The organism is Leptotrichia sp. OH3620_COT-345, assembly GCF_003932895.1.
Taxonomy (GTDB): Bacteria; Fusobacteriota; Fusobacteriia; order Fusobacteriales; family Leptotrichiaceae; genus Pseudoleptotrichia.
In genome coordinates this window covers 205,257-231,449 of the sequence record NZ_RQYW01000001.1, presented here as the reverse complement: position 1 = coordinate 231,449, position 26,193 = coordinate 205,257, and the positions used below count along the sequence as shown (strand labels likewise).

Genomic DNA, 26,193 nt, shown 5'->3' with positions numbered 1-26,193 from the left:
AAAATTGAAAAGAGGGTTTAAATTGGAAATTATAAAAAACAGAAATTATATAGAAAAAATGTACATATTAATGGGAGGAGCTATTTTTATTCATTTTATTCTTGTAATTATACTTTGTTTACTATTATTGAAAGATATTTTTGTAACAGGAGAATATAAAAAAATCCTGAAAGACAAATCTCTTGTTATAGTAGAAGCGGTTCTCGGATTTTCCATAATAATGTCATTATGGTATCGTAATTATTACGGATTTGTAGCAATTCCGATATTACTTTGCATAATGGTGGGTCGTTATTATACAAGAATTGTAAATGATGAATTTAAAAATTATAATCTTGAATTAATTGGAAAATTTTCATCAATTGCCTTTTTCATTTCCTTTGGAGAAACTTTGGTGACAGGGAACAGAGCAGGCTATTTTGCCTATCTGAATCCGAATTATTTGGGAAATATAATGATGATGGCTACAATTGTAAATTTATATTTGTCATTAAAGAAAAAATCAAAAATTAATTTTTTAATATTTATATTAAATTTTCTGACTATTTTACTGTCAGGTTCAAGATCATCTCTTGCAGCAGCAATAATAGGGATATTCGTTTTACTTTATTATTTTCTTGAAAAAAAATATTTTTTTATATGTGTTCTTTTATTAGGAGGATATATTACAGGAGTTTATTTTAACATATTTCCTTTTTTAAGGGAAAGCAGTATCGGAAAATATTACTGGCTGAGAAGAGATATACTGAAAATGGCATTTAACGCTTTTAAAACAAATGTAATATTCGGACATGGAAACGGATATTACTTCAAATATACGAAATTTTATCCCCATTCTCATAATGCTTTGACGGAGCTTCTTTTAAGCTATGGAATTGTAGGAACTTTGGCATTAATGAGTGTATGGCTGAAATATATATATGATATCTTTAAAGATGATAAAAGTAATGTTTTGAAAATAGCTATAGTTGCAGGAATAGTAGCCCACAATTCTACAGATTTTCCAATTTTCTGGATTCAGACGGTACTCTTATTTATAATGATACTTTCATGTTCCGAAAATAAAGAAGATATGAAAAAATATAAAATTAGACTTTATAAGTATAGAGGGAAATAAAAACTATCTTTATAAAGGTTATAATGTCTTCATACTTCGACTATCGACTTCGTTTTAGTTCTTTAAAAATGTTTGTTGTATTTAAAATAGTAAGCTCATTACATTTAGACAGATATTTTTCCGATTAATATAATTTTATATTTTTTTGATAAAACATATAAAATGATAATATAATAGTATTAGTGGAAACTTCATTAAGTTTAAGAGTTGGAGATACATGTTAGAATAAAAAAGGACTATGATAGAGATTACTCTCAAAATAGTCCTTTTAAGTATATTTTAGTCAATGAATAAAATATTTGTAATTTTGTTTATATAAGGAATTTCAAATTCATCACCCATTATTGATTTTATAATGGCAAAAATCTGAACAGCTATAAGAACGAAGATGACAACTCCAAAAATAACAGTTCCTATAAGAAATATTATATTTAATAAAGATGATACTAATACAAAAACACTTAATGCCAATGTCTGTTTTGCATAAGTTTTTACAAATTTATTTTCAGTTTCAAGAATTAATGCAAGGATAGGAATTAAAATACCCAGTCCTGTAAAAAAACTTAAATTTATAAGAGCAGCAGCAGCATTCGCTCTTAACCCCCCAATTGAAACCTGTTCTTTAACATTTGAACTCATAAATACCTCCTTTAAATAACTGTAATTTATTACACAAAAATTTTAACATAAAAAAATTAAAAAATCAAATTGAAATTGACAGTTAAAAAGAGTATACTTAAAATATAAAATAAAAATAACGGAAGGAAGCAGATGATTTATTTTATAGGCGGAATGAAACATAGAGAATTTAAGTATTTTGATTTAATGGAAAAAATCAGAAAAAAAACCCCGGGAATAAAAGAAAGTTTTTTTGATGCGGATATTAAGGAGGAAGAAAAATTTTTGGAAAAAGTGAGTTTTAATTCCATATTTTCATCAAAAGAATTAATTGTGTTGAAAAGAGGGGAAAAACTTAAAGATTTGGAAAAAATTTTAGGTTATATTACATCTCTGGACATACCCGATAAAGAAATAGTGATTGATTATTTCAAAGAAGACGGGAAAATAGGAGTAAAACTTTCAAAAAAACTGGAAGAAATAAAAAAAGACAATAAAATGGAGGTTTATCTCTTTTTAAAAGAAGATGACAGTGAAATAAAAAAATATATAAGGGAAGAATTGGAAATTACTGAAAAAGATACGGGGCTATTAATGGAAATGATAGGAAAGAATCCTTTAAAAGTAAAAAGTGAAACGGAAAAAATAAAGATTTTTCTGAATGGGGAAAAGTTTAATATAAATGAAGTAAAAAAAATAATTTCCATTGAAAAAGAATATAAAATTTATGAATGTACTGAAAAAATATTTACCGATAAATCCCGTGAAGTAATAAAATATCTTGAAAAAAGTAAGGAATATATGGGGATTTTGTATTCGCTGTATAGTGAGTTGGAAATAATATACAAGCTGAGCAGTTTTGAAAAATCAGGAGTGAAATTAAGCAGCAGTTATAATATATTTAAAGGAGAGTTTGAGAAATTAAAAGAGAGTTTCAAAACTAATAATAGGTTTCCAAATCCATATTCTATTTTTAAAAAATTTGAAAGATTAAAAAATTATTCTCATAAAAATCTGAAAAAGTTAGTTTTCAGATGTTGGGAAATTGAAAAAGATATAAAGACGGGTAAAGTAGGAATGGAAGCCGGAGTTGAAGTTCTTATAATGGAAATAGCAGACTCATACGGGAAAAAATGAAGATATATGAAAATATCGTGTTTTTAGTATTACAGGGAGAGTGATTATAATTTCCAAAATAATAGAATTTAAAAATGTGTATTATTTTAATAAAGATAAAACAATATTGGATAATGTTTCATTTTTCATTGAAAAAAATAAGTATAATGTAATTACAGGGAAAAATGGAGCAGGAAAAACAACTCTTGTTAAATTGATTACGGGGTTGGAAAAACCTCAGAAAGGGGAAATATTTATAAATGGAGCTCTCTTAAAATATACTGCTTCCTTTTTATATGAAATGAGAAAAAAAATGGGAGTTGTTTTTCAGTATACAGATGAGCAGCTTATAGGAGAAACTGTTATTGACAGTTTAATTTTCGGAATGGAAAATAACTGTATACCTTATGAAAAAATGAAAATATTAATAAAAAAATATACGGAACTTTTTAAAATGGAAAATCTGTTAAGTAGAAGAATTTCTCAACTGTCAGGAGGAGAAAAGCAAAAAGTTGCTCTTGTTTCAGCACTGGTTACAGAACCTGAAATTATAATATTGGATGAAGCTCTGGAAATGTTCGATAATGAGAAAAGAAAAGAAGCCGACAATATAATAAGAAAATTGATGAAAGATGGAAAAACAGTCATATCAGTATCTCATGATACGGAAGAAATTGAAAAGAGTGATAATATAATAATATTAAACAGAAAAAATGTAACAAATGGAAAATTTAATTATACGCTTTCTGAATATGAAAAAATAAATAATATTTTTTCGGAAAATAATGAACGGAAAGTTTATAATTTAAGAAAAGAAGAAAAAAATAGAAAAATAAAAATAAAGTTAAAAAATGTAAGTTACACACATGAAAAGAATTCTGAAAAATTGTTTGATAATCTTTCTTTTTCTATTCCTGAAAGAGAAATAACGGTAATAACAGGAAAGTCAGGGACCGGGAAAACAACACTTTTTGAACTTATGTATGGTTTTATTCCGAGAGAAGAGTTATTTCAAGGAGAAATATTTATTGACTTTTCAGAACAAAATGACAAAAGTGATGAAATAATTAGAGAAAGTAAAAAGAGAAATATTATAGTTACTGGAAATACAGAAGAAAAGGAATTCAGAGAAATAAGAAAATATACAGGATATGTTTTTCAAAATCCTGAAAATCAGTTTTTTCAAAAAGCAGTGAAAGATGAAATAGAATATAACATTACAAAAAAATGTAAGATTGAAAAGAAAAATAAGGGAAAAATAGATGAAAAAGTAAAAAAAGCCCTTATTACAGTGGGACTTAGTGAAAATTATGAAAAGAGATCACCGTTTACATTGTCTTCAGGGGAAAAAAGATTACTTGGAATAGCTACTGCAATATGTACTGAACCGACAATATTATTTTTAGATGAACCTACTGTTTCTCTTGATTACGAGTTTGGAAAAAGAATTATGGAATTACTCAAAAAATTGAAAGAAAACGGTATGACAATAGTCATGACTACACATAATAAAGGTATAATAAATGAATATGCCGATAACTATATCGAATTGTAAACAGAATATATGAATATTAGGAGAAAAATGAAATGAATTTAAAAAGATTATCCCAAATGGGAATTTATTCGCATGAAAATTCTTTCATACATAAACTTGATCCGAGAGTTAAAATATTGACAATGATTTTATTTATAATTTTAATTTTAATAAAACGGCATAGTTTCTATGCCTATTTTTTAATATTTATATTTTTAGTAGTATTTTCATATGTTTCAAAATATAATTTTTTGAATATTACAGCCAAAATAAAAGTGTATATGTATATTTCCTTTATATTATTATTTTTCAACATTTTTTTTATGAACACCGGAAAGTTGCTTTTGGATTTAAAAATGATAAAAATATATGATATTCCTGTTTTATTTACATTAAATATAATGACACAGATATTTCTTTTAACAACAATAACCGAGCTTTTCACTTTTACTACTAAACCGTCTGATATTATAAAAGGGCTAAACTATATTTTGAATAAAAAAAGAAAAAATAGTGAAACCAGTATTTATATTATGATTTCATTACAATTTATTCCTATAATATTTGAAGAGGCAGGAAAAATAATGAAAGCTCAGAAAAGCAGAGGAGCAGATTTTTCAAGAAAAAACATAAAGCAGTTTTTACTGAATATAAAGGAAATTTTTTTAATTATTATTCCTTTATTTCAACTGACTTTACAAAAATCAAACAGAATGTTTGAAATAATGGAAGTGAAAAATTTTATTTTAAATAAGGAGAGAACCGAATACAGTCCTTTAAAATGGAAAATAAAAGATATACTGACAATTATTGCAGTTTTATTATTTTTTCTTTTTTTACTCTTCTTTTTTTAAAATTATGTGGTACACTTATAATGATGAGATAATAAATTTACAATATTATGAATTTTTTGAGGAGAGAGAATTTATGAGCTTATTAAGTGGAATTGGAAAAATTAGGCTTAACGGTAAAAAAGAACTTACAAAGTCAAAACAAGTTCTTAGCTTACCTGAGCCTGAAATTGTTTATATTCCTTTGATTATCGGAGCATCGACAGATTTTGACGTACATGTAAGTGAGGGAGATTATGTTCATAAAGGAACAAAATTGGCTACACGAAAGGACATTTATGTTCCTCTGTATTCGCCTGTTTCAGGAACAGTCAAAGGGATTGAAAAAAGAATGCATACATCAGGAAAAATTCAGAATCATCTGCTTATAGAAAATGATTTTAAAGATGATGAAATTACTCCGTTTTCTTATGATAATCCTGACAGTCTTTCAGCGGAAGAATTAGTAGAAGCAATTAAGGAAATAGGAATATTGGGACTTGGAGGTTCGGGATTTCCTACATATGTAAAGTATCAGAATGCAAAAAATATTGAAGCTGTGCTTATAAATGCAGTTGAGTGTGAACCGTATCTTACATCGGATTATAAGGTGATGGAAAAACATTCTGAAGAATTACTGGATGGAACGCATTTTCTTATGAAAGCCGGACATGCCGGAAAAGGAATTATTGCAGTGAAAGTAACAAATAAAGATTTAATTTTAAAATTAAAAGAAAAAGCTGCAAAGTTTAATGATATTGAAATAGTGGGAGTTCCCGATGCTTATCCTATGGGATGGGAAAGGGTTCTCATAAGAGAAATATTTAAAAAAGAATATGAACGTTTTCCTAGTGAAATAGGTATAATAGTAAATAATGCCACAACGGCAATATATCTGTCTGAAGCATTAAGACAGAAAAAAGCTATAACACACAGAATAGTCACTGTTTCAGGAGAAGGAATAAAAAATCCTGAAAATGTGTATGTTCCTATTGGAACATCGGTAGACTACATAATAGATAAAATAGGAGGATATAATGACAAATGTGAAGAAATAGTAGTGCTTGCAGGAGGACCTATGATGGGGAAATCCATAGCAAATGACCAATTTGTCATAAGCAGTTACAGCAATTCGGTAACTATACTTCCTAAAAAGGATACGGATGAAATGCCTTGTCTGCGTTGCGGACTTTGTGTAGAATATTGTCCCGCAAAGATACAGCCTGTCCAGATAATGAACGGAGAAAAAATGAAAGATTTGGATAGTGTAACAAATGCCGGAGCAGATAAATGCATAACATGTGGACTATGCTCATTTATCTGTCCTTCTAAAATAGAAGTTACCGACTGGGTAGGAAAGGCAAAAACAAGAATAGCCAATGCCCGAAAGGCAGGTGGCAAATAAAATGAAAATAATATTTAAAAGAACTACACCGAATTACAGAAATATTTTATCCACACAGGAAATAATGCTCTATCTTACAATAACTCTATTAATTGTTTCTGCAGTTTCCGCAGGATATTATTTTACTCTTGGAGCTGATTACGGAATAAAAGCAGTTTTAATGATTGCAGTATCACTGATTTCAGCATATTTATGTGAAGCGGCTTATTTTTATATGCTTAAAGAAAAGGATATATTAAAAGCTGTAAACCGATCATTTCCTTATGTAACTGCAATACTGTTCGCACTTATTTTACCTATAGGTACTCCTTATTATGTAGTTATATCAGGAAGTCTATTTTCCATACTTATAGGGAAATTAATATTTGGAGGATTTGGACAGAATATATTTAATCCTGCTCTTATAGGTCGGGTTTTTGTGATGATGTCCTATGGAGATAAATTAACGGCTGTATTACCTTCAAAGGCAGTAGATTCAGTGAGCGGTGCTACCCCTACAACAATGCTTTCAGGAACAGGATGGTCAGGAAATGTGGGTGTATCTCTGACAAATTTATATATAGGATTTTATAAAGGATCTATTGGAGAAACTTTTGCTTTACTTATAATAATATTGGGAATATTTTTAGCGATTAAGAAAGTTTTGGACTGGAGATTACCTGTGTTTTATATAGGAACTTCTTTTATAATCACTTTTATAACAGCACTCGTTCACGGATTATCCCCTTTCGGTTTTGCCTTAGTACAGATAGGGATAGGAGGATTGATATTTGGAGGAGTGTTTATGCTGACTGATCCCGTTACATCCCCTTCAAGTCCATACGGGAAAATAATATTTGCAATAGGAGCGGCATTTTTTACAATGCTTTTAAGATACAGGTCGAATATGCCTGAAGGTGTTCTTTATTCGATACTTATTATGAATATGTTGACACCTATGATAGACAGGTATACAATATCTCCTACAAATGAAAATGAAAATAGAAAGAAAATATATGTTATAGGACTTATTGGAATAAGTGCTTTATTGATAACATTATTCTGGAGAGGTGCATAATTATGAAAAAGTCTTTATATTTAAGTTTATTTCTAGCAATTGTCAGTATAGTTTCGGCATTTGTCCTCTCAATAACAAACTCCTTAACTAAAGAAACAATAAAAAATGCAAATATAGCCAAACAGAATAAAAAACTTGAAGTGATGTTCAATAAAAATACCGAATTTAGTGAAGAAGAGGCTCCTAAAGATTCAAAAATTATAGAAACAATATTTAAAGCAGAGGAAAACGGGAAAGTTTCAGGATATGTATATAGTGTAAAAACTAAAGGTTACGGAGGAAAAATAAGATTTTTACTTGCTATAACACCAGAAGGGAAATACAAGGCATTTAATTCACTGGAACATAATGAAACCCCGGGCTTTGGAACAAAAATGGATGAGGAGGTATACAAAAGTCAGTTTACGGAAAAATCAGTTTCCGATGATATTGACGGTATAAGTGGGGCTACAGTAACTTCCAAAGGTCTTGATAAAGGTATAAAGGAAGCAGTTGCTCATTTTGAAAAAAATTACAAGAAGGAGGACAGAAAATGAAAAAAATTGAACTGATAAAATCAGGAATAATAAAAGAAAATCCTGTATTTGTAATGTTTCTTGGAACCTGTCCCATACTTGCTACAACAAATTCACTGACAAATGCAGTAGGTATGACAGCAGCTTTTACAGTAGTCCTTATAATAACAAATACGATAATTTCGGCAATGAGGAAAATTGTTCCTGATCAGATAAGAATACCTGTATATATAGTAGTTATTGCAACAGCTGTAAAATTCTGTGAAATGATGTTAAATGCTTATGCTTTACCAGTATATGAATCATTAGGAGTTTTTCTTGCACTTATAGTAGTAAACTGTATAGTTTTGGGAAGAGCTGAAGCTTTTGCCAGCAAAAATACGGTAACTGATTCATTTATGGATGCTATAGGAGTAAGTATCGGTTTTGGAATAAGTTTGATTGCGATGTCTGCTTTCAGAGAAATACTCGGAACAGGAGAATTACAGTTGAAGAGTTTATTTGATAGTGAAAAAATAGTATTTCAGATATCAATGTTCAAAAATTACGGAGCATCATTTTTTACATCGGGAGCAGGAGCATTTTTGAGTTTCGGATTATTGGCAGGATTGTTCAACATATATAAAAATAAACCTGTAAAAAAAGATACTAAGAAAAAAGGGCAGGTGAAATAAAATGGAACTGTTTACTTTATTTATATCAGCTGTTCTGATTAATAACATAATTCTTACAAAATATCTGGGAGTTTGCCCATTTCTTGGGGTTTCCAAAAGTCTTAAATCAGCTTTTGGAATGAGTCTTGCAGTAATTTTTGTAATATTTTCTTCATCTATTATAACATATGGGATTTATTATAAAGTATTAGTTCCTTATAATATGGAGTATCTTGACTTAATAACATTCATACTTGTTATAGCTTCTCTTGTCCAATTTGTTGAAATGGTGATAAAGAAGTTTTCTCCTCCATTGTATAAAGCACTGGGAGTTTATTTACCTTTAATTACTACAAATTGTGCTGTGCTTGGAACTGCATTGCTGAATATAAGAGAGGGATACAATTTTTCTCAGATGATAGTGAATTCCATAGGAGTACCTATAGGTTTTATGCTAGTGATGCTTATATTTGCCACAATCAGAGAAAGGTTGGAACTGGCAACTACAGTAAAACATTTTAAAGGTAATCCTATTTCACTGATTACAGCAGCGATAATGGCAATGATTATGCTTGGATTTGCGGGAGTGGTATAAATGGGAATAGAATTGGCACCTTTATTATGGGTATTATTCCTTGTAGGAATATTTATACTGACTTATATATTAAATAAAAATACACCTAAACCTGAGGGGTGTGAAAATCTGATAAGTAAAGTTGGATGCAAAGGTTGCAGGCAATTTTCATGTGGGCATCATCCCGACAGAAAGGAGAAAAATTAATGGATATAAGGGCTATGGTAGTAGCAATGCTTGTTTTAGGAATAATAGGAGCAATTTTAGGACTTCTTTTAGGGATAGCGGATAAATATTTACAGGTAAAAGTTGATGAACGATTGACAAAGTTAAATGAAATGCTACCGAAATTCAACTGCGGTGCGTGTGGATATCCGGGATGTAGTGGTTTTGCGGAAGGTATACTGAATGGAGAAATAAAATCCTTAAAACAGTGTAGACCTATGAAACCTGCAATAAGAGAAGAAATAAAGGAGTATCTTGAAAATACACCGGGAAATAATGGAGAAATTATTAAAGTTGAAGTGAATTAAAAATATAGGAGCACATATGATAAAGTACATAAAAACTTTCATAAAAAAAAATATAGTAATCCTTAAACTTAGAAATATAGGGCTTCTAGTATTTATATTAGCCCTATTTTCAAATTGCTCGGATAAAAAAGAAAAACTGTATACGGAAACAGTTGACGAATTATTCGATACTACACATATTCTTACAGGGTATGCTCAAAGTGAAGAGGAATTCAAAAAAAATGTCTCTGTTTATGAGAAAGAAATGAAAAGGTTCGATAAGCTGTATACTATTTATAAAAGTTATGACGGAATAAATAATTTAAAAACAATAAATGATAATGCAGGGATAAAAGCGATAAAAGTTGATAAGGATATAATAAATTTACTCGAAGAATCCATAAGAATGTACAGAGAAGTAAGCAATTCTGTAAATATAGCAGCAGGTTCTATAATAGATCTTTGGGAAAAAAGAAATGAAAATACTTTACCTTTAGAGGAAAAGTTAAAAGAAGCTTCAAAATGCACTGATATTAATAATATTGTAATAAATAAAAAGGAAGAGACCGTATTTCTAAAGGAAAAGTGCATGAAAATCAATGTAGGAGCTGTAGCAAAGGGATATGCAGTCGAATTTGTAGCTGAAAAAATGAAAAAAATGGGAATAACTTCTTTTATAATATCTGCAGGGGGGAACGTACGAATAATAGGAAAAAGAAAAGTTCCAAAAAAAGAAAATAAAATTTCCGATTTGAAAAAATGCAGAGAAGAGTTTTGTATAGGAATAACATCTCCTATTTATGGAAATACCGAGCTTGATAACAATAATCCCTATAAAAAAGGAGAATATATTGCAAAAATTGCGGCAAAAGATATGTCGGTGGTCACTACAGGGAATTATCAGAGATATTTTGTATATAAAGGAGAAATTTACGGTCATGTCATAGATTTAAAAAAGTTGAAACCGGGAGGAGAGTTTGCTTCAGTGACTGTAATAACTGAAAATTCAGCTTTTGCAGATTTTATGTCTACAGCATTGTTTTTGCTTTCTTATGAAGAAGGGGAAAAACTTGTCAAAAATATGGGAAATATAGATGCAATATGGGCATTTAAAAACGGTGAAATAAAGAATACCGAAAGGCTTATAAATGGAGAAAATTATGTTAAATATAATTTTAAAGAATAAAAAAAACATAAATAAATATGATATTTTGTATATACTATTTATAATTTCAATTTCAGTTTTTCTTTTTTTATTTAAAATAATATTTACGGATACTAAAGGGAATCGAGCAGAAGTTCGGTATTCAGGGAAAGAAATAATGACTCTCGATTTGAATAAAAATCAAGTTATAATTATGAAAAAAAAAGACTATCCGTTATTACTCGGAACTCTTATAATTGAAGTGAAAAATAAAAAAGTTGCTGTAATAAAAGAAAGTTCTCCTTATCATTACTGTTCACTTGTAGGTTTTACAGATGATAGTACAAGACCTATTATATGTCAGCCTAATAAAGTGACAATAACAGTAAAAAATAGCGGCAAAAATTCTATCGATAGTGATATCGACGTGGAGGTACGCTAATGGAAAACAAACAGATAAAATACTTGGGAAAAGAAAAAAAACAATTAAAAAAAGTACTTCAACTTTCAATGTTTCTGAGTCTTGGAATAGTACTGCAAATAATAGAGTCAATCATAGTAATTCCTATTTTTATACCGGGAATAAAATTAGGTCTGGTAAATATAGTGACAATGACAGTCGTTTACACATATGGAGTAAAAGATGGAGTGAAACTGGGTATTATAAGAGTAATTGTCGTGGGAATATTAAGAAACGGATTTGGAATAAATTTTCTTTTTTCTCTGTCGGGAATGCTACTTTCAATTTGTGCAGTTGGATTTGCAAAAAAATACAGTAAGCTTTCAGTAATCGGAGTAAGTATTGTAGGAGCAAATTTTCATATATTAGGACAGATAATAGCAGCTTCTTTTATTTACAAAACAGATTTATTTTTTCTAAGTTATCTGCCGTTTATGTTTCTTATTACAATAGTGACAGGAGGAATTGTCGGATATGTTGCAAATGAAGTCATGGAGCGTATGGAAATAAAAAGTTTTTTATAAATAATATGAAATTACTTGATTTTTATAGGAAAAAATGTTAATATACTTTGGTAATTTTGCATATACGTAAGTTATAGAGCAATATTCATAAATATAAAGAATGATATTTGAAAGGAGGATGAAATGGCACATTCAAAATCATCTAAAAAAAGAATTTTCATTGGTGAAAGAAATGCAAATAGAAATCAAGCTATAAAAAGTAGAGTTAAAACATTTGTAAAAAAAGTTCTTTCGGCTGTTGAAGCTAAAAATGTCGACGAAGCTAAAACAGCATTACAGGTTGCCTATAAAGAATTAGATAAAGCTGTAACTAAGGGAGTTCTTAAAAAAAATACAGCATCAAGAAAAAAATCAAGACTTGCATTAAAAGTTAATTCATTGGCAGGATAATGCTGATAATTAATTTTAAAAAAATTTTTTTAAAATTATTAAATAATAAAGACAGACTCAAAATAGTGAGAATGTCTTTTTTATTTTTCGTAAGGGATCATTGCAACTCCCACGCTCTCTAATGATTGCAACATTTTTTAGTCTTCAAAAATATTCATTATACTTGAGAGATTGTAAACTCATTATGTTCAGACAGTAGTTTTTCCGAACGGCACAATCTAATATTTTTTAAGGAAAATTTTAAATATCGAAGATTCTAAAAGAATAAAAAATAATTTAAGATAGTGATTTTCAGAAGTTTTGTACACTTTTTAAAAAGTATATAAAGCGGCTTATTTTATTGAAAAAAAATCATATATATAGTATAATCTTCTAATAGGAGGAAAAATGAAGATTGCCGATTTTATTAATGTCGAAGTAGCAGAAATAATTAAAAATGAAATAGAAAACTCAGGCGGAAATGAAATTTTTTTCAGAGGGATACCGGATGATAAAGGTCTTGTTACTGATGTTGAGGTGATAGCAAGAGGAAATGGAAATTCTGTTGCGGCATTGCTTAATATGATGAGAAAAAATGAAGTTATAATACATAACCATCCTTCGGGAATATTAATACCTTCTAATGAAGATGTGGAAATTTCAAGTCTATATGGAGAATCTGGAGGAGCTTCGTATATTGTAAATAATGAGGTTGATGAAATATATGTAATGGTTCCTCTGAAAAAATATATTAAAATAAATATAGATGAATTTTTTGGAGAAAATGGGAAAATACATGAAAAAATAAAGATGTTTGAACCACGTAAAGAGCAATATAAAATGTCAAAATACATTGAAAAATGTATAAATGAAAATAAGAAACTTATTGTAGAAGCCGGAACAGGAACAGGAAAAACAATAGCTTATTTATTGCCGACTTTATTATATGCTCTGGAAAATAATTTGAAACTTATTATTTCCACAAATACGATAAATTTACAAGAACAGCTTATAAATAAAGATATACCTCTAATAAGAAAAATAATTGAAAAAGATTTTATATATGAGATAGTAAAAGGTAGAGGAAATTATCTCTGTAAGAGAAAGTTAAAGAATATAAATACACTTGAAAGTGATAAGGATACGGAAGAAGAAAAAAGGGAAAAAAGAATATTAAAAAAAATTCTTGAATGGGATGAAATAACCGAAACGGGAGATAGAAGTGAGCTGAAATATGAAGTTCCGAACTATATATGGGAGCAAGTAAACTGTGAAGCTGACCTGTGTACTTCAAGTCGTTCTTCAGACTGTTATTTTTTTAAAGCAAGAAAAAAAATAGCCAATGCGGATATGTTAATAGTAAATCATCATTTATTTTTTGCAGATTTGTCAATAAGAAATGAAATAGGTTTTAATACGGAATACTCCATACTTCCTAATTATGATATTGTTGTTTTTGATGAAGCCCATAATATAGAAGATACTGCGAGAAATTATTTTACTTATGAAGTATCAAGACATACATTCGGAAGACTTACAGGTAATATATATAACAGGAGAGCAACAGGGCAGAATAATGCAGGAGCATTAACAAGACTTCTTGTATATTTGAATGAAAATCTGAAACAGGAAGAATATGTAAAAATAGATGATATGAAAGAAGAAGTTATTAGATCTTTAAATGAGTTTTATGATTACGGTAACACAATTTTTGATAAAATAATATATCCTTTTGCACAGGAATTAACAACAGGAGAAATAAAAAGAAGGATAGATAAAGATGAGATAAAAAATAGTAAATTCTGGCTTGAAATAATGGATATGAAAAGCGACTTTAAAGATAAATACGGAGAATTGTTAAGAAAAACGGTAAAATTTTTAAATTTTATAGATAGTTTTGAATTGGAAGATGAAAATGGTATTATATTTGATTTTACAAGGTATTTTGAACGTCTGAAGCAATACTTTGTAAATTTTGAATTTATATTACGGGGAGATGATGAAAATTTTGTGTACTGGCTAAATATTAATTCTTCCAGAGCAAATATACGCCTTTATGCCACTCCTTTTGATATAGCTGAATCCCTTGAAGAAAATTTGTTCAATAAAATGAACAGAATGATTTTCACATCGGCGACTCTAGCAGTGGATAATAAATTTGATTATTATAAAAAAAGTATAGGACTTAAAAACAGTGAAAAGAAAGAAATCGAGGAAAAAATTATAACTTCTCCTTTTGATTACGAAAAACAGATGAAAGTATATATACCGAATGATACTTTAGATCCCAATAGTATGGATTTTTTAGCTGATCTAGAACGTTTTATAGAAAAAATTATAAAAAAGACTGATGGACATTGTTTTTTGCTTTTTACTTCATATAGTTCAATGAACTATTTATATAATAAGCTGAAGTTCTATTTTAATAAAAATGAGTATACTCTTATAAAACAGAATGATTATCCGAGACATGAAATGATAGAGATTTTTAAAACATCAAAAAGTCCTGTTCTATTTGGAACTGACAGCTTTTGGGAGGGAGTGGACGTTCAGGGAGAACAGTTAAAGTCAGTAATTATAGTGAAATTACCTTTTAAGGTGCCTAATGATCCCGTTACTGAAGCAATTATAGAAAATACAAGAAAAAAAGGGAAAAATCCTTTTAACGATTATCAGGTACCTCAAGCTGTAATAAAATTCAAGCAAGGAGTGGGGAGACTTATAAGAAGCAAGCAAGACACAGGTATTATAACAATTTTAGATAACAGGATTATAAAAAAAGTTTATGGAAAAAAATTTTTAAAATCATTGCCTAAAAATATAATTGAGAAAAGTAGAAATAAAATTTTGGAATTAATGGAATCTGAGTAATTGGAGGAAAAAAATGACATTTAATATATTTGGACGCGAAATTGTATTTGAAATAAAAGAAAAGCATAAAAAAGAAAGTTTGTCGGTAATATCTGACAGAAAATTTATAAACAGATTTATATGGTCAATGATCGTATTTTTTTCTTTTGGAGTAATTATAGAGCTTTCAAAACTGGGATCGAATTATACAATAGGAAGTGAAGCAACTTCAGATATAATAGCATACAAAGATGTAGTTTACACTATAGATATTTTGGATAAGGGAATTAAAGACAAAATAATAAAAAATACAACTCCTGAATATGATAAAATTTCTTCAGTTCCTGATGAAGCAGTAGTCGGAATAAATAATTTCTTCAGAGATGCAAAAAATGTTGATTTATCCAGTGACCAGAGTATAAGTAATTTTATAAGGGATAACAGGTACAATCTTACTGTAAAGGAATTTAAAGGGATTATAGAGCGGGAAAGTATAGGATATGTCGTAAATCTTATTACGATAATAAAAGAGATTTATGAAATAGGAATAGTAAATACAAGTGAGTTTGATACTATAGTAAGTAAAAACAATATTAAAATAGACGAGCTTGATAAAAAATTTCTGAGAAATTTTATAAGACCTAACTTAAAAATAAATGAGAAAAAGACAGCTCAAAAAATAGAAGATAATATAGATTCACTTAAGGATAAAGAAATAAAAATATATAAAGGGGATATAATAGTCAAAAAAGGTGAAATTATTGACAGTGATGACTATGAAAAACTGGAGAAGTTAAATCTAGTGAGAGGACAGGATAAAGCAAGGAAAATAGCAGGACTGATTATAACTTTTATGCTTATAGGAGCTTTATTTTATTACATTCTCAAAAAATACTGTAAAAAAACGGTGGAATCAAAGGCTTTTTATCCTTCATTACTGACTATTATTATAATAAATATTTTATATGTCACATTATTTAACGATGAATATATGATATATCTTCTTCCTTTTGCAATGATACCGATAGTATTGACAATACTTGGAGATAAAGTCTTTGCATTGACTTTAACATTTTTTAATATGATATTGCTTTCAAGAGATGAAACATGGTTTCTTGTAATTGTGGCAGTTACTTTAGTGGCAATATATAAAGCGGATAAACTTACAAGCAGAAGTGATATAGTAAAGCTGGGGATATTTACGGGAATGTTTCAGGGAATAATGTCATTGAGCTATGGACTTGTAAATCAGCTTGAATTTACATTCCTTATAGTAATGATAATATTTTCAATATTATCAGGTATTTTGACAGGGATGATTTCTTTAGGGCTTTTACCTTATCTCGAAAATACATTTGACATACTAACGGACATTAAACTTTTGGAATTAAGTGATTTTTCCCATACATTGTTGAAACAACTTTTAGTTACAGCTCCGGGAACTTTTCACCACAGCATAATGGTGGGAGCACTGGCTGAAGCGGGAGCGGAAGCCATAGGAGCAAATGCCACATTCGCAAGGGTAGCTTCTTATTATCATGATATAGGAAAAATGAAAAGGCCAATGTTTTTTGTGGAAAATCAGAAAGGAGGGGAAAATCCCCATAATACTATAAAACCGTCACTGAGTGCTTTAATAATAATATCCCATACAAAAGACGGTTATATAATAGGAAAGCAGAATAAACTTCCAAAAGAAATACTTGATATAATACTGGAACATCATGGAACAACTCTTGTACAGTTTTTCTATTATAAAGCACTGGAAAATGATGAAGAAGTTCTGGAATCCGATTTCAGATATAGCGGTCCAAAGCCAAAATCAAAAGAATCGGGGATTATTCTTCTTGCAGATACCATTGAAGCAGCAGTAAGGTCTTCAGAAGATAAAAGTAGAGAAGGAATCGAAAATTTGATAAGATATCTCATCAGATACAAAATTGATGACAATCAGCTTGATAACTCCGATTTGACTTTAGGAGAAATAGAAAAAGTTATACAAGCTTTCTTAAATGTACTTCAGGGGGCTTATCATGAAAGGATAAAATATCCGAGACTTGATGAAAATTCAAGAAGGAGAGAAAATAATGTTGGAATGTGATATAACTTATGAAATTAAGAAACTTGAAGAATATCTCGATGAAGAGAAAATTGAAAAATTTGCCGAATTTGTTATTGAAAATGAATATAAAGAAATGTATATTAAAAATAATTATTATTTGTCCTTATTAATAGCAAATAATGAGATTATAAAAAAAATAAACAGTGAATATAGAAATAAAAATACCGAAACAGATGTAATTTCTTTTGCTTACAATGAAACTGAAAATATAGGCGGGATGAATGTACTCGGAGATATTATAATTTCCCTTGAAAAGGTAAAAGATCAGGCAAAAGAGTATGGACACTCGGAAGAAAGAGAATTTTACTATGTTTTATGTCACGGAATATTACATTTGCTCGGATATGACCATATAGAGGAGAAAGATAAGAAAATTATGAGAGAAAAAGAGGAAAAAATACTTGAAAAATTTCATTATATAAGGAATTGATAAAATTTATACAACTAATCCAAACAGATGAGGTATTTTATGGATAAAAATAATGAGGAATTAAAGGTGAAGGAAAAAACAGTAAAAAGGAAAAAGACTTTTTTCTTTAAGAAATATGAAAATTATAACTGGGATATAAAAAAAGAAAGAGAAAGAGATAGGAGAATTGTAGATAGTTTTAATTTTGCAATAGAAGGACTGACAGAAGCCATAAGAAATGAAAAACATATGAAAGTTCACATAATGGCGGCAATAATAATAGTCATTCTTGCAATATTGACTAATGCAAGTAAAATTGAAATACTCATAATTTCAATTTCAGTAGCTTTTGTAATGATTACAGAACTCATAAATACATCTGTTGAAGCACTTGTTGATTTGATTTCCCCTGAAAGACATCCTTTGGCAAAACTGGCAAAAGATGTAGCGGCGGGAGCGGTACTTATAGCTGCGATAAATGCTCTCTGTGTAGGATATCTCATATTTTATGATAAACTTTTAAATATACTGGATAATAAGAAACAGCTTCATATTATAGCAGGGAGAAAAGGTAATATAGCAATACTTATAATTGTTCTTATAGCAATTATAGTAATTATAATAAAATCTTTTTATAAAAGGGGCACTCCTCTTGAAGGAGGAATGCCGAGCGGACATAGTGCAATAGCTTTTGCAACATTCGGTATACTTATGTTTATGACAAATGATATAAGAGTGTTGGCATTAGTTTTTCTTATGGCTCTTTTGGTTGCTCAAAGTAGAGTAAAAGCAGGAATACATAGTTTCCGTGAAGTTTTTGCAGGAGGTATTTTAGGATTTTCCATTGCATTCGGAATAATGTTTATAATGGAACATTTTGGAATTTTGTATAATTAATTTTAAAGTTTTTTAGAAATATTTTTATAAATGAAAAAACAATTTTTAAATCAAGAATAATATGTTTATCCAACTTATGAAGATTTTCCGAAAATTTTTCGTTATAAGGATTTTTATTTTAAAAATATCTGATGTATAAGAAAATCAGAGGCTTGTGTAAATTTGAGTATTTATTTTTATATCGAAAGTTTACAGAACGGAAAAATAAATTAGATTTTCTATGATAATATATTATGTGATTTTATAACATTATAAGAATAATAATTTATAGAAATATTTTCATTAAATTAAAAATTTGATTAAATTAAAATATAAAAAAATTATATGTTATAAAATATATTTAAAAATAAAAAAATCATGGATGCATTATTATTAAAATGTATTTAAAATAAAAAATCGGATAAAATTTAATTTGATATAATAAAATTATTATAAATAAAATTAATATTCAAAATTTTTGTATTTAAAATTTTGGATTAATAACGGTTCTGCCTTATTAAGTTAAAAAATGTTTATTTATTTTATACTCCATGTAACTTTACAGTATTTTTTAAGAATAACGTTTTTAACAGCAAGAAATCATTAAAATTAAAAATGTTATCCGTAATTTTGAGTGTTATTTTTAACTTATAGGCAATAATGCCACAGTGTAAGAAAATATTATTAGGAGGGACGATAATGTCAATATTAGTTTTTGGGCATAAAAATCCGGATACGGATACTATCTGCTCGGCAATAGCCTATGCCGAATTAAAAGGGAAGTTGGGAAAAGATGTAAAACCTGTAAGACTGGGAGAAATTAACGAAGAAACAAAGTTTGCATTAGATTATTTTAAAGTGGAAAAGCCTGAATTGGTAGAAAATGTTGCAGGAAAAAAAATTATTCTTGTGGATCACAACGAGAGAACACAGACAGCTGACGGATTTGAAGAAGCTAAAGTGTTAGAACTTGTAGATCATCACAGAATATCAAACTTTAATGTAGATGAGCCGCTTACAGTGAGAATGTCTCCTGTAGGATGTACAGCTACGATTATTCTTAATCTGTTCAGGGAAAATAACCTTGTTCCGTCAAAAAAAACAGCCGGACTTATGTTAAGTGCTATTATTTCGGATACACTGTTGTTTAAATCACCTACTTGCACTGAGCATGATATAAAAGCGGGAAAAGCACTTGGAGAAATTGCAGGAGTAGATCCTCAGAAATATGGACTTGAAATGCTTAAGGCAGGAACTGCTTTAGGAGGAAAATCTGAAGCAGAACTTATTAATATGGATATGAAAACATTTGAAATAGATGGTGTAAAAGTAGGAGTAGCACAGGTAAATACTGTAAATGAAGCAGAACTTTTAGAAAAAAAGGAAAAATTAATTAGTGAAATGAACGATATTATTTCAAAAGACGGATTAAAATTTTTCCTATTTATAATAACTAATATTCTGTCAAATGATTCAATAGGAATAGTTGCAGGAGAGGGAAATGGAATAATAGAAAAGGCTTTTAATGTTAAAGTTGAAAATAGCCTTGTAACTTTGAAAGGAGTAGTTTCAAGGAAAAAACAGGTTATTCCTCCGCTGACAAAAGCGATACAATCCCTCTAAAGTAAAATTATTGACAGAAGAGGGGAGAAATAATGTCAATATATATGAAAAAATCGGAAACAAAAGAAATAATAAAATGTGAAAAATTGAATTACTGGTATGAGACATATGAGAAAAGTTCAGGACTTAAAGGTACTTTAAAAGATTTTTTTAAAAGAAAGTATAAAAAGGCTGAAGCTGTTATAAATGTTGATATATCAATAAATAAAGGTGAAATAGTCGGCTTACTCGGTCCTAACGGAGCGGGTAAAACGACTTTAATAAAGTTAATGACAGGGATTTTGGAAGCAAAATCAGGTGAAATGAATTGCTTAGGTACAAATCCTTATAAAAAAGAAAAAGAATATTTGAAAAATATCGGTGTAGTAATAGGACAGAAAAGTCAGCTGATATGGGATTTACCTCCAATGGAAACGCTGAAAATGCTGAAAGAGGTTTATAACATAAACAAGCACGAATTTAACGAACGACTTGAGAAATTACTGAAATTATTGAATTTAAAAGAAAAAATACATATTCCGGTAAGAAAGCTTTCCCTTGGAGAAAGGATAAAATTTGAGCTGGTCTGCTCATTGATACACAAGCCGCAAATTTTATTTTTAGATGAACCGACAATAGGACTCGACATAACAAGTCAGTATGCAGTATACGATTTCCTGTCCGAAATTAATAAAACTGAAAATACTACGATTATTTTAACAAGTCATTATATGAAAGATATTGAAAAGTTATGTGAAAGAGTCATTATCATTTTGAAAGGTGAAAAACATTTTGATTTACCCATTGAAGAGCTGAAAAAAAGATTTGTAAACGGAAAAAGCTACATTGTAGAAAGTAAAAAGGAAGAACTGCCTTTTGAAAGCAGTGATTTTATCGTGAAAAAAATAGAAAAAAATATTTTTGAAATTTTTAGAAAAAATGAAAACAGTCAAATTTCAAATTTGGATTTGGAAAATATAATTTCCATAAAAGAAAATACTCCTGAATTAGAAGACATTATTTTCAGATTATTCAGTAATAAAAATTCTGAAATAAAGTCGGAGGAGGAAGAAAAATGAAAAAATATTTTATTATAGCTTTAAATCAGATTACGATAAGATTACAATATAAATTTAATGTTTTTATAGCTTTCATATCAAGAATGGTACCGATATTCATGTTTTATTTTATATGGAATAATATATACAATTCAATATCTGCTGATAAAGTGGGACATTATGACAGAAATCAGATGCTCACATATATGGTTTTAGTAAATTTAACAGGATATGTGTTCACTTTCGTACATATAAGGGAACTGGGAATAAGAGTATATAAAGGCAAATTGACAACTTTACTTTTAAGACCTTTAAGCCTACTGGGAGAAAGTTTTGCAACATTTGCAGGAAGAGTTTTCTTTCCTATGCTTGTATATTTGTCGGCTATTGTTTTTCAGGGAGTTACGGGACATTTTAAAAGTCCGTTGTATTTTATGGAAGTTATAGTATTTGTTATTTTATGTTTTATAATGTTTTTTTATGTGATTTCCTTTGTGTCTACTGTAGCTTTCTGGCTGATTGACATATGGCCTGTTCACGTAATATTGATAGGAGTTTATCTACTTTTTTCAGGGGTATATTTTCCTTTGGATTTACTGCCTGAAAAAATTTACGACATAGTTAAATACAATCCTTTTTCCTTAGTGGGATACATTTCAATACGTTCAATTCAAAATGCTTTTTCTCATAAAGAAATGCTGATTTATATTATTTCGGTAATTATGTGGGGAATAATATTAAAAGTATGTTATGGAAAGGCTTTTAAAGCAGGATTGAGAAGATATGAAGGAATGGGGGCGTAATTATGAATTTAGGAGTATATAGGACAATGCTTGCAAACAGTATACAGCAAGTTCTGATTTACAGAACGACTTCCATACTCATTGTAATATTCGGGCTATTATTTTATATAATAGAAATGTTTGCGGGAATGGTTTATTTCAGTTATACTGATAATATATTAGGCTGGACAAAATGGGATTATTTCAGTTTAGTTACGACCGCTTCCATTATACAGTATAGTTATAATCTTATATTTGTATGGGGAGTTTCAGGATTAATCAGTAATATAATTGAAGGAAATCTGGATTATATTATTTTACGTCCGTTGAATTCTTTCTGGTACTATGCTTTATACAAAGCGGATTTTCCGAGCATTATCAATATAATATTAGGAATAATTGTCCAAAGCTGGATTATTTCAAAAAGGAATCTGAGTGTATTACAGATATTGTTATATATTTTATGTGTGTTAATAGGTATATGGTTTATATTTTTACTTAACTATCTGGTAGTTATGGTTTCTTTCTGGAAGGAAAAGTCAGAGGCACTTATGTGGATACCTGAAACTTTAATGGAAAATTCTACGAGACCTGCGTCAATTTATCCTAAGTGGATTCAGATTCTTTTAATGTGGATACTGCCTGCATTGACTTCCATTAATCTGCCTGTGGACATTATAAGAGGAAGAATAAATGTTATGAATATGTGCTGGTATATTATCTTTGTTACAGTTTTTACCGTTATAATTTACAAAATGTGGTATGCCGGCTTAAGAAAGTACCAATCAAGCAATTAAGACAAAATTATAAAATCCATAGAAAAAATATAGAATTTTATAGGAAAATTGAAAAAAACTCATGTATATGGTATAATTAATAAAACAAGAGTTTAAAGGAAAAAGTATGGCGATAATTAAATTTAAGAAACGAGAGGAACCTGAAATTTTATTCGGTATAAAACTACCTTTGATAGCTACCAATTTTTATAGAGAAATCAAAAATAAAAAACAGGCTTATGAAATAATAAGAGATACATTTAATATTGCAGATGGACGGCTAATTAATATTGTAGATGTACGTGATGCAAATGACAATCCCGCTTTAGTTCTCGTAGTTTATAATAATTTTGTTACTGAAAGGGAAAAAATGAAAATGGATCTTGAAATAGAAGTTTTTGATTTTAGTATTTTTGAATTTGACTATAATAATAAAATAGATGTTGAAGATGTAATAACAAGAATTAAAAACTAAATTTTTTGAGAGAGGTTTGATAAAATGAGAAAAATACTGCTACTTGGAATTTTAATGATGATGTTTTTTAATATAGGTAATGCAGAAACAAAAATAAAAAAAACCAGAGCTGAGAAAAAACTCGAAAGACAGGAAAGAAAGGATTATAATAAATTTAAGAAACAAATGAAGAAGTTTGAACTGGAAGCTGTGGTAAAAACAAATAAAGGAGATATTACATTATTTCTGTATCCTGAAGCAGCTCCTCAAAATGTGGCGAGTTTTGTATTTTTAGCTAAAAGTAATTTTTATAACGGATTGTCATTTCACAGGGTTATAAATAATGTATTAGCTCAGACAGGAGATCCTGAAGGAAACGGAACAGGAAATACAGGGTACCTTGTTAATGATGAAATAGTGGATTGGCTTACATTTGGAAGTGCGGGAATGCTGGCAATGGCAAATACAGGACCGAACACAAACAGCAGTCAATTTTTTATAACTGTTTCTCCGTTATCTCAATTAAACGGTAAATACACGATAATCGGAGAGCTGAAATCAAGGGAAGATTTAAGTGTATTAAGACTTATAAGAGAAAATGACAAAGTTATGGAAATAGAAATAAAGGGAAGAAAAGTCGATGAATTTCTGAATTATTTTACAGATGAAGTTTCCCAATGGGAAGCAACTCTAAAACAAAGCAAATAAAACTTAAATAATGTTTAAAAATATGACTTCTAAAATTTGGCAATCCGGACAGTAAAGGTTGAAAAGATTTAGGAGTCATTTTTATATTTAAAGAAACGGATATTAAAATTTATACTTTTATTTAATGATATAAAAATAAATTGATATTTATAAAATGAAAATTTAAATTTAAAAAATTAAAGTAAAAAATAAAGTTTTAAGTAAAGTAAAAACAATAGTTGCAGAGAAAAAATCACTAAAATTCGGAAATTTGAAAAAGGATTGGAAATATTTTATAATAAAGAAAAAGAAAGATTATAAAATTTATAAACAAATAAAAACTTAAGGAGGGAAAATGCCAAGAAATTTACAGGAAATTAGAGAAGAAACGGAAAGAAAAGCTAGAAAAAAATGACAGGAGAAAATGAAGGGGCAAATTATTATAATAAGGATTTAAGAGTCTCACATGATAATAAAAGAAGAATATACAGCGAGGATGAAATACAGAATAACATTGATTGGTGGTACGGAAAAGGTAAATTTACTGTAAATTGGAATACATATAAAATTAGTCAGGCTTACAGAGAAAAAGTTAATTATTATTGTTTTCAATCTAAATATGCTTTAAGAGATGTAAAATATGAAGGAAAGTCGGATGAGGACGGAAAAAAAATAATAATCAGTTATAGAACTGAACAAGGCGGAATTGGAAAAATGGAAATGAATAAAGTTTCTGAAACAGAGTCTATTTATCACAATTTAGAATATAGAAACGGAACAGTGTATTTGAACTTTAATGGTAAAAATAAAAAATATGTCGGTTCAAATGGAGAGGAAGTAATTTTAGATGGAAATAATAAAGCCGTTTATGATCCTTCAATAATAGGGACATATAATTATTATTCCTATCCTGTGGATTCTGATATAACAAATGTGAATAAACTAAAGCATAAATTAGATATAGATTTATGGATAAAATATGGAACCGGTCCTACTGATATGACCAATCCTAAATTAAGAGAAAGTATAGGAAGTTTAGCTTTAGGAGAACTTATAATGAGAAATTATAAATCTTTAAAAGAATTGGCTAATAAAAATAATAATAGAGGGAGATTGTCATTGGAACAGTTAATATCAAAAAATTCTAAAGAAAAATTTTTATTTATTAAAAGTGTAGGCCCGATTCAAACAAGAGGAGGAGGTTTTTAATGTTTAAGTCTTTAATAAAAGAAAATTTTTTTGATATATTACTTTTACCTGATATTTTGATGTTTTTTTCTCATTAATGCTTTTATTATTTATGCCTGAGTTAATAATTGGGGTATTTACTTATACAGTTGTTAAAATTTTGGTACTGATATTTTTATTTTATTTATTAAATATAATAAATAAAACTGTAAAAAATATTTCACTTAATAAAATACTAAAAGTCATATTAAAATATTTAGTATTTTATTTGAATATTCGACTGGTAATATTTGTACTGTTAGTTATGACAGCTAATTATAGAATTGGATGAGGAATTATCAATTTGGAACAAAAATATTTATTATAAAATGTGAGGTTTAATATGAGAAAGAATTTTTATTTAATAGAAGCTTATATATTAAGTTATGTATCTATTTTTACGTTTAGTAGATATTTTAATGCACCTACTTTATATTTTAATGAAACATTGAAAAAATTTGTTGCAAATTTTTATGAATTTATGAATGGTGAAATAATAATTTTGGTAGTAATAATAACATTTTTATTATTAAAAGAAAAATATGGTGAAATATTAAATAACAGTATATCTAAAAGATGTATATATATATTTTTTTATTTTTATGTATCTGTTTTTAAAAAACTATACTATACTTACATAAAATATAAAATTTAAAAGAGAATTTTCAGTTTTTAATTATTATTGTAAGGTTAAGTAAACTTAAAAATAAAAGTAAATTTGGAGTTTTAATTAAAATAAACAGATTAAAGGAGGGAAAATATTCAAATATTTGAAGAAAGAAAATTTTCTTAATATACTGTGTTATTATCGGATATTATGTTACTTCCTTTTATCTTTTTTACTCGTATGCTTACTTTAATATCTTATGTTTTAGAAGAAATATGATTATTGTACATATATATTTTTATCAGAATTTTGTTA

Annotated in this window: 28 protein-coding genes; 27 read left to right on the top strand and 1 reads right to left on the bottom strand. The window is 28.4% G+C overall.

The window, feature by feature from the left end; all coding sequences use genetic code 11:
- Positions 1-22 precede the first annotated feature (22 nt).
- Positions 23-1,117 (top strand): O-antigen ligase, encoded by a 1,095-nt coding sequence (locus tag EII29_RS01020; protein ID WP_125235679.1) that lies wholly within the window; start codon positions 23-25, stop codon positions 1,115-1,117.
- A 279-nt stretch (positions 1,118-1,396) separates the two neighbouring features.
- On the opposite strand, the gene EII29_RS01015 is transcribed toward EII29_RS01020, so the two are convergent.
- The gene (locus tag EII29_RS01015) at positions 1,397-1,756 is read right to left on the bottom strand and encodes a DUF4870 domain-containing protein (protein ID WP_125235678.1); all 360 of its coding nucleotides are present in this window, start codon (positions 1,754-1,756) and stop codon (positions 1,397-1,399) included.
- Positions 1,757-1,888: 132 nt separating this feature from the next.
- On the opposite strand from EII29_RS01015, the gene EII29_RS01010 reads away from it, so the two are divergent.
- The 26 genes from EII29_RS01010 to EII29_RS00885 all read left to right on the top strand — a co-directional run bounded on the left by EII29_RS01010 (position 1,889) and on the right by EII29_RS00885 (position 25,926).
- Entirely contained in the window at positions 1,889-2,872 is a 984-nt protein-coding gene (locus EII29_RS01010) for a DNA polymerase III subunit delta (protein WP_125235677.1), read from the top strand.
- A gap of 40 nt (positions 2,873-2,912) precedes the next feature.
- The gene (locus tag EII29_RS01005) at positions 2,913-4,406 is read left to right on the top strand and encodes an ABC transporter ATP-binding protein (protein ID WP_125235676.1); all 1,494 of its coding nucleotides are present in this window, start codon (positions 2,913-2,915) and stop codon (positions 4,404-4,406) included.
- A gap of 32 nt (positions 4,407-4,438) precedes the next feature.
- On the top strand, positions 4,439-5,239 hold the full coding sequence (locus tag EII29_RS01000; RefSeq protein WP_125235675.1) for an energy-coupling factor transporter transmembrane protein EcfT: 801 nt from the start codon (positions 4,439-4,441) through the stop codon (positions 5,237-5,239).
- A gap of 73 nt (positions 5,240-5,312) precedes the next feature.
- The gene (locus tag EII29_RS00995) at positions 5,313-6,620 is read left to right on the top strand and encodes an RnfABCDGE type electron transport complex subunit C (protein WP_125235674.1); all 1,308 of its coding nucleotides are present in this window, start codon (positions 5,313-5,315) and stop codon (positions 6,618-6,620) included.
- A gap of 1 nt (position 6,621) precedes the next feature.
- Complete coding sequence (locus EII29_RS00990) at positions 6,622-7,677, top strand: RnfABCDGE type electron transport complex subunit D (RefSeq protein ID WP_158612440.1); 1,056 nt, start codon at positions 6,622-6,624, stop codon at positions 7,675-7,677.
- A gap of 2 nt (positions 7,678-7,679) precedes the next feature.
- Positions 7,680-8,213: an FMN-binding protein gene (locus tag EII29_RS00985; RefSeq protein WP_125235672.1), complete on the top strand. Its 534-nt coding sequence runs from the start codon at positions 7,680-7,682 to the stop codon at positions 8,211-8,213.
- A complete protein-coding gene (gene rsxE / locus EII29_RS00980) occupies positions 8,210-8,866 on the top strand; it encodes an electron transport complex subunit RsxE (protein ID WP_125235671.1) in 657 nt (218 codons plus the stop codon). The genes EII29_RS00985 and rsxE overlap by 4 nt, the downstream gene beginning before the upstream one ends.
- Position 8,867: 1 nt before the next feature.
- Positions 8,868-9,440, top strand: a complete 573-nt coding sequence (locus EII29_RS00975; RefSeq protein ID WP_125235670.1) for an electron transport complex protein RnfA — start codon at positions 8,868-8,870, stop codon at positions 9,438-9,440.
- Entirely contained in the window at positions 9,441-9,626 is a 186-nt protein-coding gene (locus EII29_RS00970) for a hypothetical protein (protein ID WP_125235669.1), read from the top strand. It abuts the gene before it with no gap.
- Entirely contained in the window at positions 9,626-9,952 is a 327-nt protein-coding gene (locus tag EII29_RS00965) for a (Fe-S)-binding protein (protein WP_199725996.1), read from the top strand. Before EII29_RS00970 ends, EII29_RS00965 begins: the two co-directional genes overlap by 1 nt.
- A 16-nt stretch (positions 9,953-9,968) precedes the next feature.
- On the top strand, positions 9,969-11,117 hold the full coding sequence (locus tag EII29_RS00960; protein WP_125235668.1) for an FAD:protein FMN transferase: 1,149 nt from the start codon (positions 9,969-9,971) through the stop codon (positions 11,115-11,117).
- Positions 11,080-11,517 carry a NusG domain II-containing protein gene (locus EII29_RS00955; RefSeq protein WP_125235667.1) on the top strand — a complete coding sequence of 146 codons (438 nt, stop codon included), beginning with the start codon at positions 11,080-11,082 and terminating at the stop codon, positions 11,515-11,517. The genes EII29_RS00960 and EII29_RS00955 overlap by 38 nt, the downstream gene beginning before the upstream one ends.
- Positions 11,517-12,059, top strand: coding sequence for a Gx transporter family protein (locus EII29_RS00950; RefSeq protein ID WP_125235666.1), 543 nt, complete (start codon positions 11,517-11,519; stop codon positions 12,057-12,059). Before EII29_RS00955 ends, EII29_RS00950 begins: the two co-directional genes overlap by 1 nt.
- Positions 12,060-12,182: 123 nt before the next feature.
- Positions 12,183-12,449 (top strand): 30S ribosomal protein S20, encoded by a 267-nt coding sequence (gene rpsT, locus EII29_RS00945; protein ID WP_125235665.1) that lies wholly within the window; start codon positions 12,183-12,185, stop codon positions 12,447-12,449.
- 387 nt (positions 12,450-12,836) lie between these two features.
- A complete protein-coding gene (locus EII29_RS00940; protein WP_125235664.1) occupies positions 12,837-15,299 on the top strand; it encodes a helicase C-terminal domain-containing protein in 2,463 nt (820 codons plus the stop codon).
- 13 nt (positions 15,300-15,312) lie between these two features.
- Complete coding sequence (locus tag EII29_RS00935) at positions 15,313-17,379, top strand: HD family phosphohydrolase (protein ID WP_125235663.1); 2,067 nt, start codon at positions 15,313-15,315, stop codon at positions 17,377-17,379.
- Complete coding sequence (gene ybeY, locus EII29_RS00930) at positions 17,366-17,830, top strand: rRNA maturation RNase YbeY (RefSeq protein ID WP_125235662.1); 465 nt, start codon at positions 17,366-17,368, stop codon at positions 17,828-17,830. The genes EII29_RS00935 and ybeY overlap by 14 nt, the downstream gene beginning before the upstream one ends.
- 39 nt (positions 17,831-17,869) lie before the next feature.
- Complete coding sequence (locus tag EII29_RS00925; protein ID WP_125235661.1) at positions 17,870-18,706, top strand: diacylglycerol kinase; 837 nt, start codon at positions 17,870-17,872, stop codon at positions 18,704-18,706.
- A 678-nt stretch (positions 18,707-19,384) separates the two neighbouring features.
- On the top strand, positions 19,385-20,308 hold the full coding sequence (locus tag EII29_RS00920) for a manganese-dependent inorganic pyrophosphatase (RefSeq protein ID WP_125235660.1): 924 nt from the start codon (positions 19,385-19,387) through the stop codon (positions 20,306-20,308).
- A gap of 32 nt (positions 20,309-20,340) precedes the next feature.
- Positions 20,341-21,366: an ATP-binding cassette domain-containing protein gene (locus tag EII29_RS00915; protein ID WP_233573211.1), complete on the top strand. Its 1,026-nt coding sequence runs from the start codon at positions 20,341-20,343 to the stop codon at positions 21,364-21,366.
- A complete protein-coding gene (locus tag EII29_RS00910; protein ID WP_125235659.1) occupies positions 21,363-22,148 on the top strand; it encodes an ABC-2 family transporter protein in 786 nt (261 codons plus the stop codon). The genes EII29_RS00915 and EII29_RS00910 overlap by 4 nt, the downstream gene beginning before the upstream one ends.
- A gap of 2 nt (positions 22,149-22,150) precedes the next feature.
- Positions 22,151-22,924 carry an ABC-2 family transporter protein gene (locus EII29_RS00905; RefSeq protein WP_125235658.1) on the top strand — a complete coding sequence of 258 codons (774 nt, stop codon included), beginning with the start codon at positions 22,151-22,153 and terminating at the stop codon, positions 22,922-22,924.
- A 106-nt stretch (positions 22,925-23,030) separates the two neighbouring features.
- Positions 23,031-23,378, top strand: coding sequence for a hypothetical protein (locus EII29_RS00900; protein WP_125235657.1), 348 nt, complete (start codon positions 23,031-23,033; stop codon positions 23,376-23,378).
- Positions 23,379-23,402: 24 nt separating this feature from the next.
- Positions 23,403-24,065 carry a peptidylprolyl isomerase gene (locus tag EII29_RS00895; RefSeq protein WP_125235656.1) on the top strand — a complete coding sequence of 221 codons (663 nt, stop codon included), beginning with the start codon at positions 23,403-23,405 and terminating at the stop codon, positions 24,063-24,065.
- Positions 24,066-24,455: 390 nt separating this feature from the next.
- On the top strand, positions 24,456-25,253 hold the full coding sequence (locus tag EII29_RS00890) for a hypothetical protein (protein WP_125235655.1): 798 nt from the start codon (positions 24,456-24,458) through the stop codon (positions 25,251-25,253).
- Positions 25,254-25,614: 361 nt separating this feature from the next.
- A complete protein-coding gene (locus tag EII29_RS00885; protein ID WP_125235654.1) occupies positions 25,615-25,926 on the top strand; it encodes a hypothetical protein in 312 nt (103 codons plus the stop codon).
- Positions 25,927-26,193: the final 267 nt, after the last annotated feature.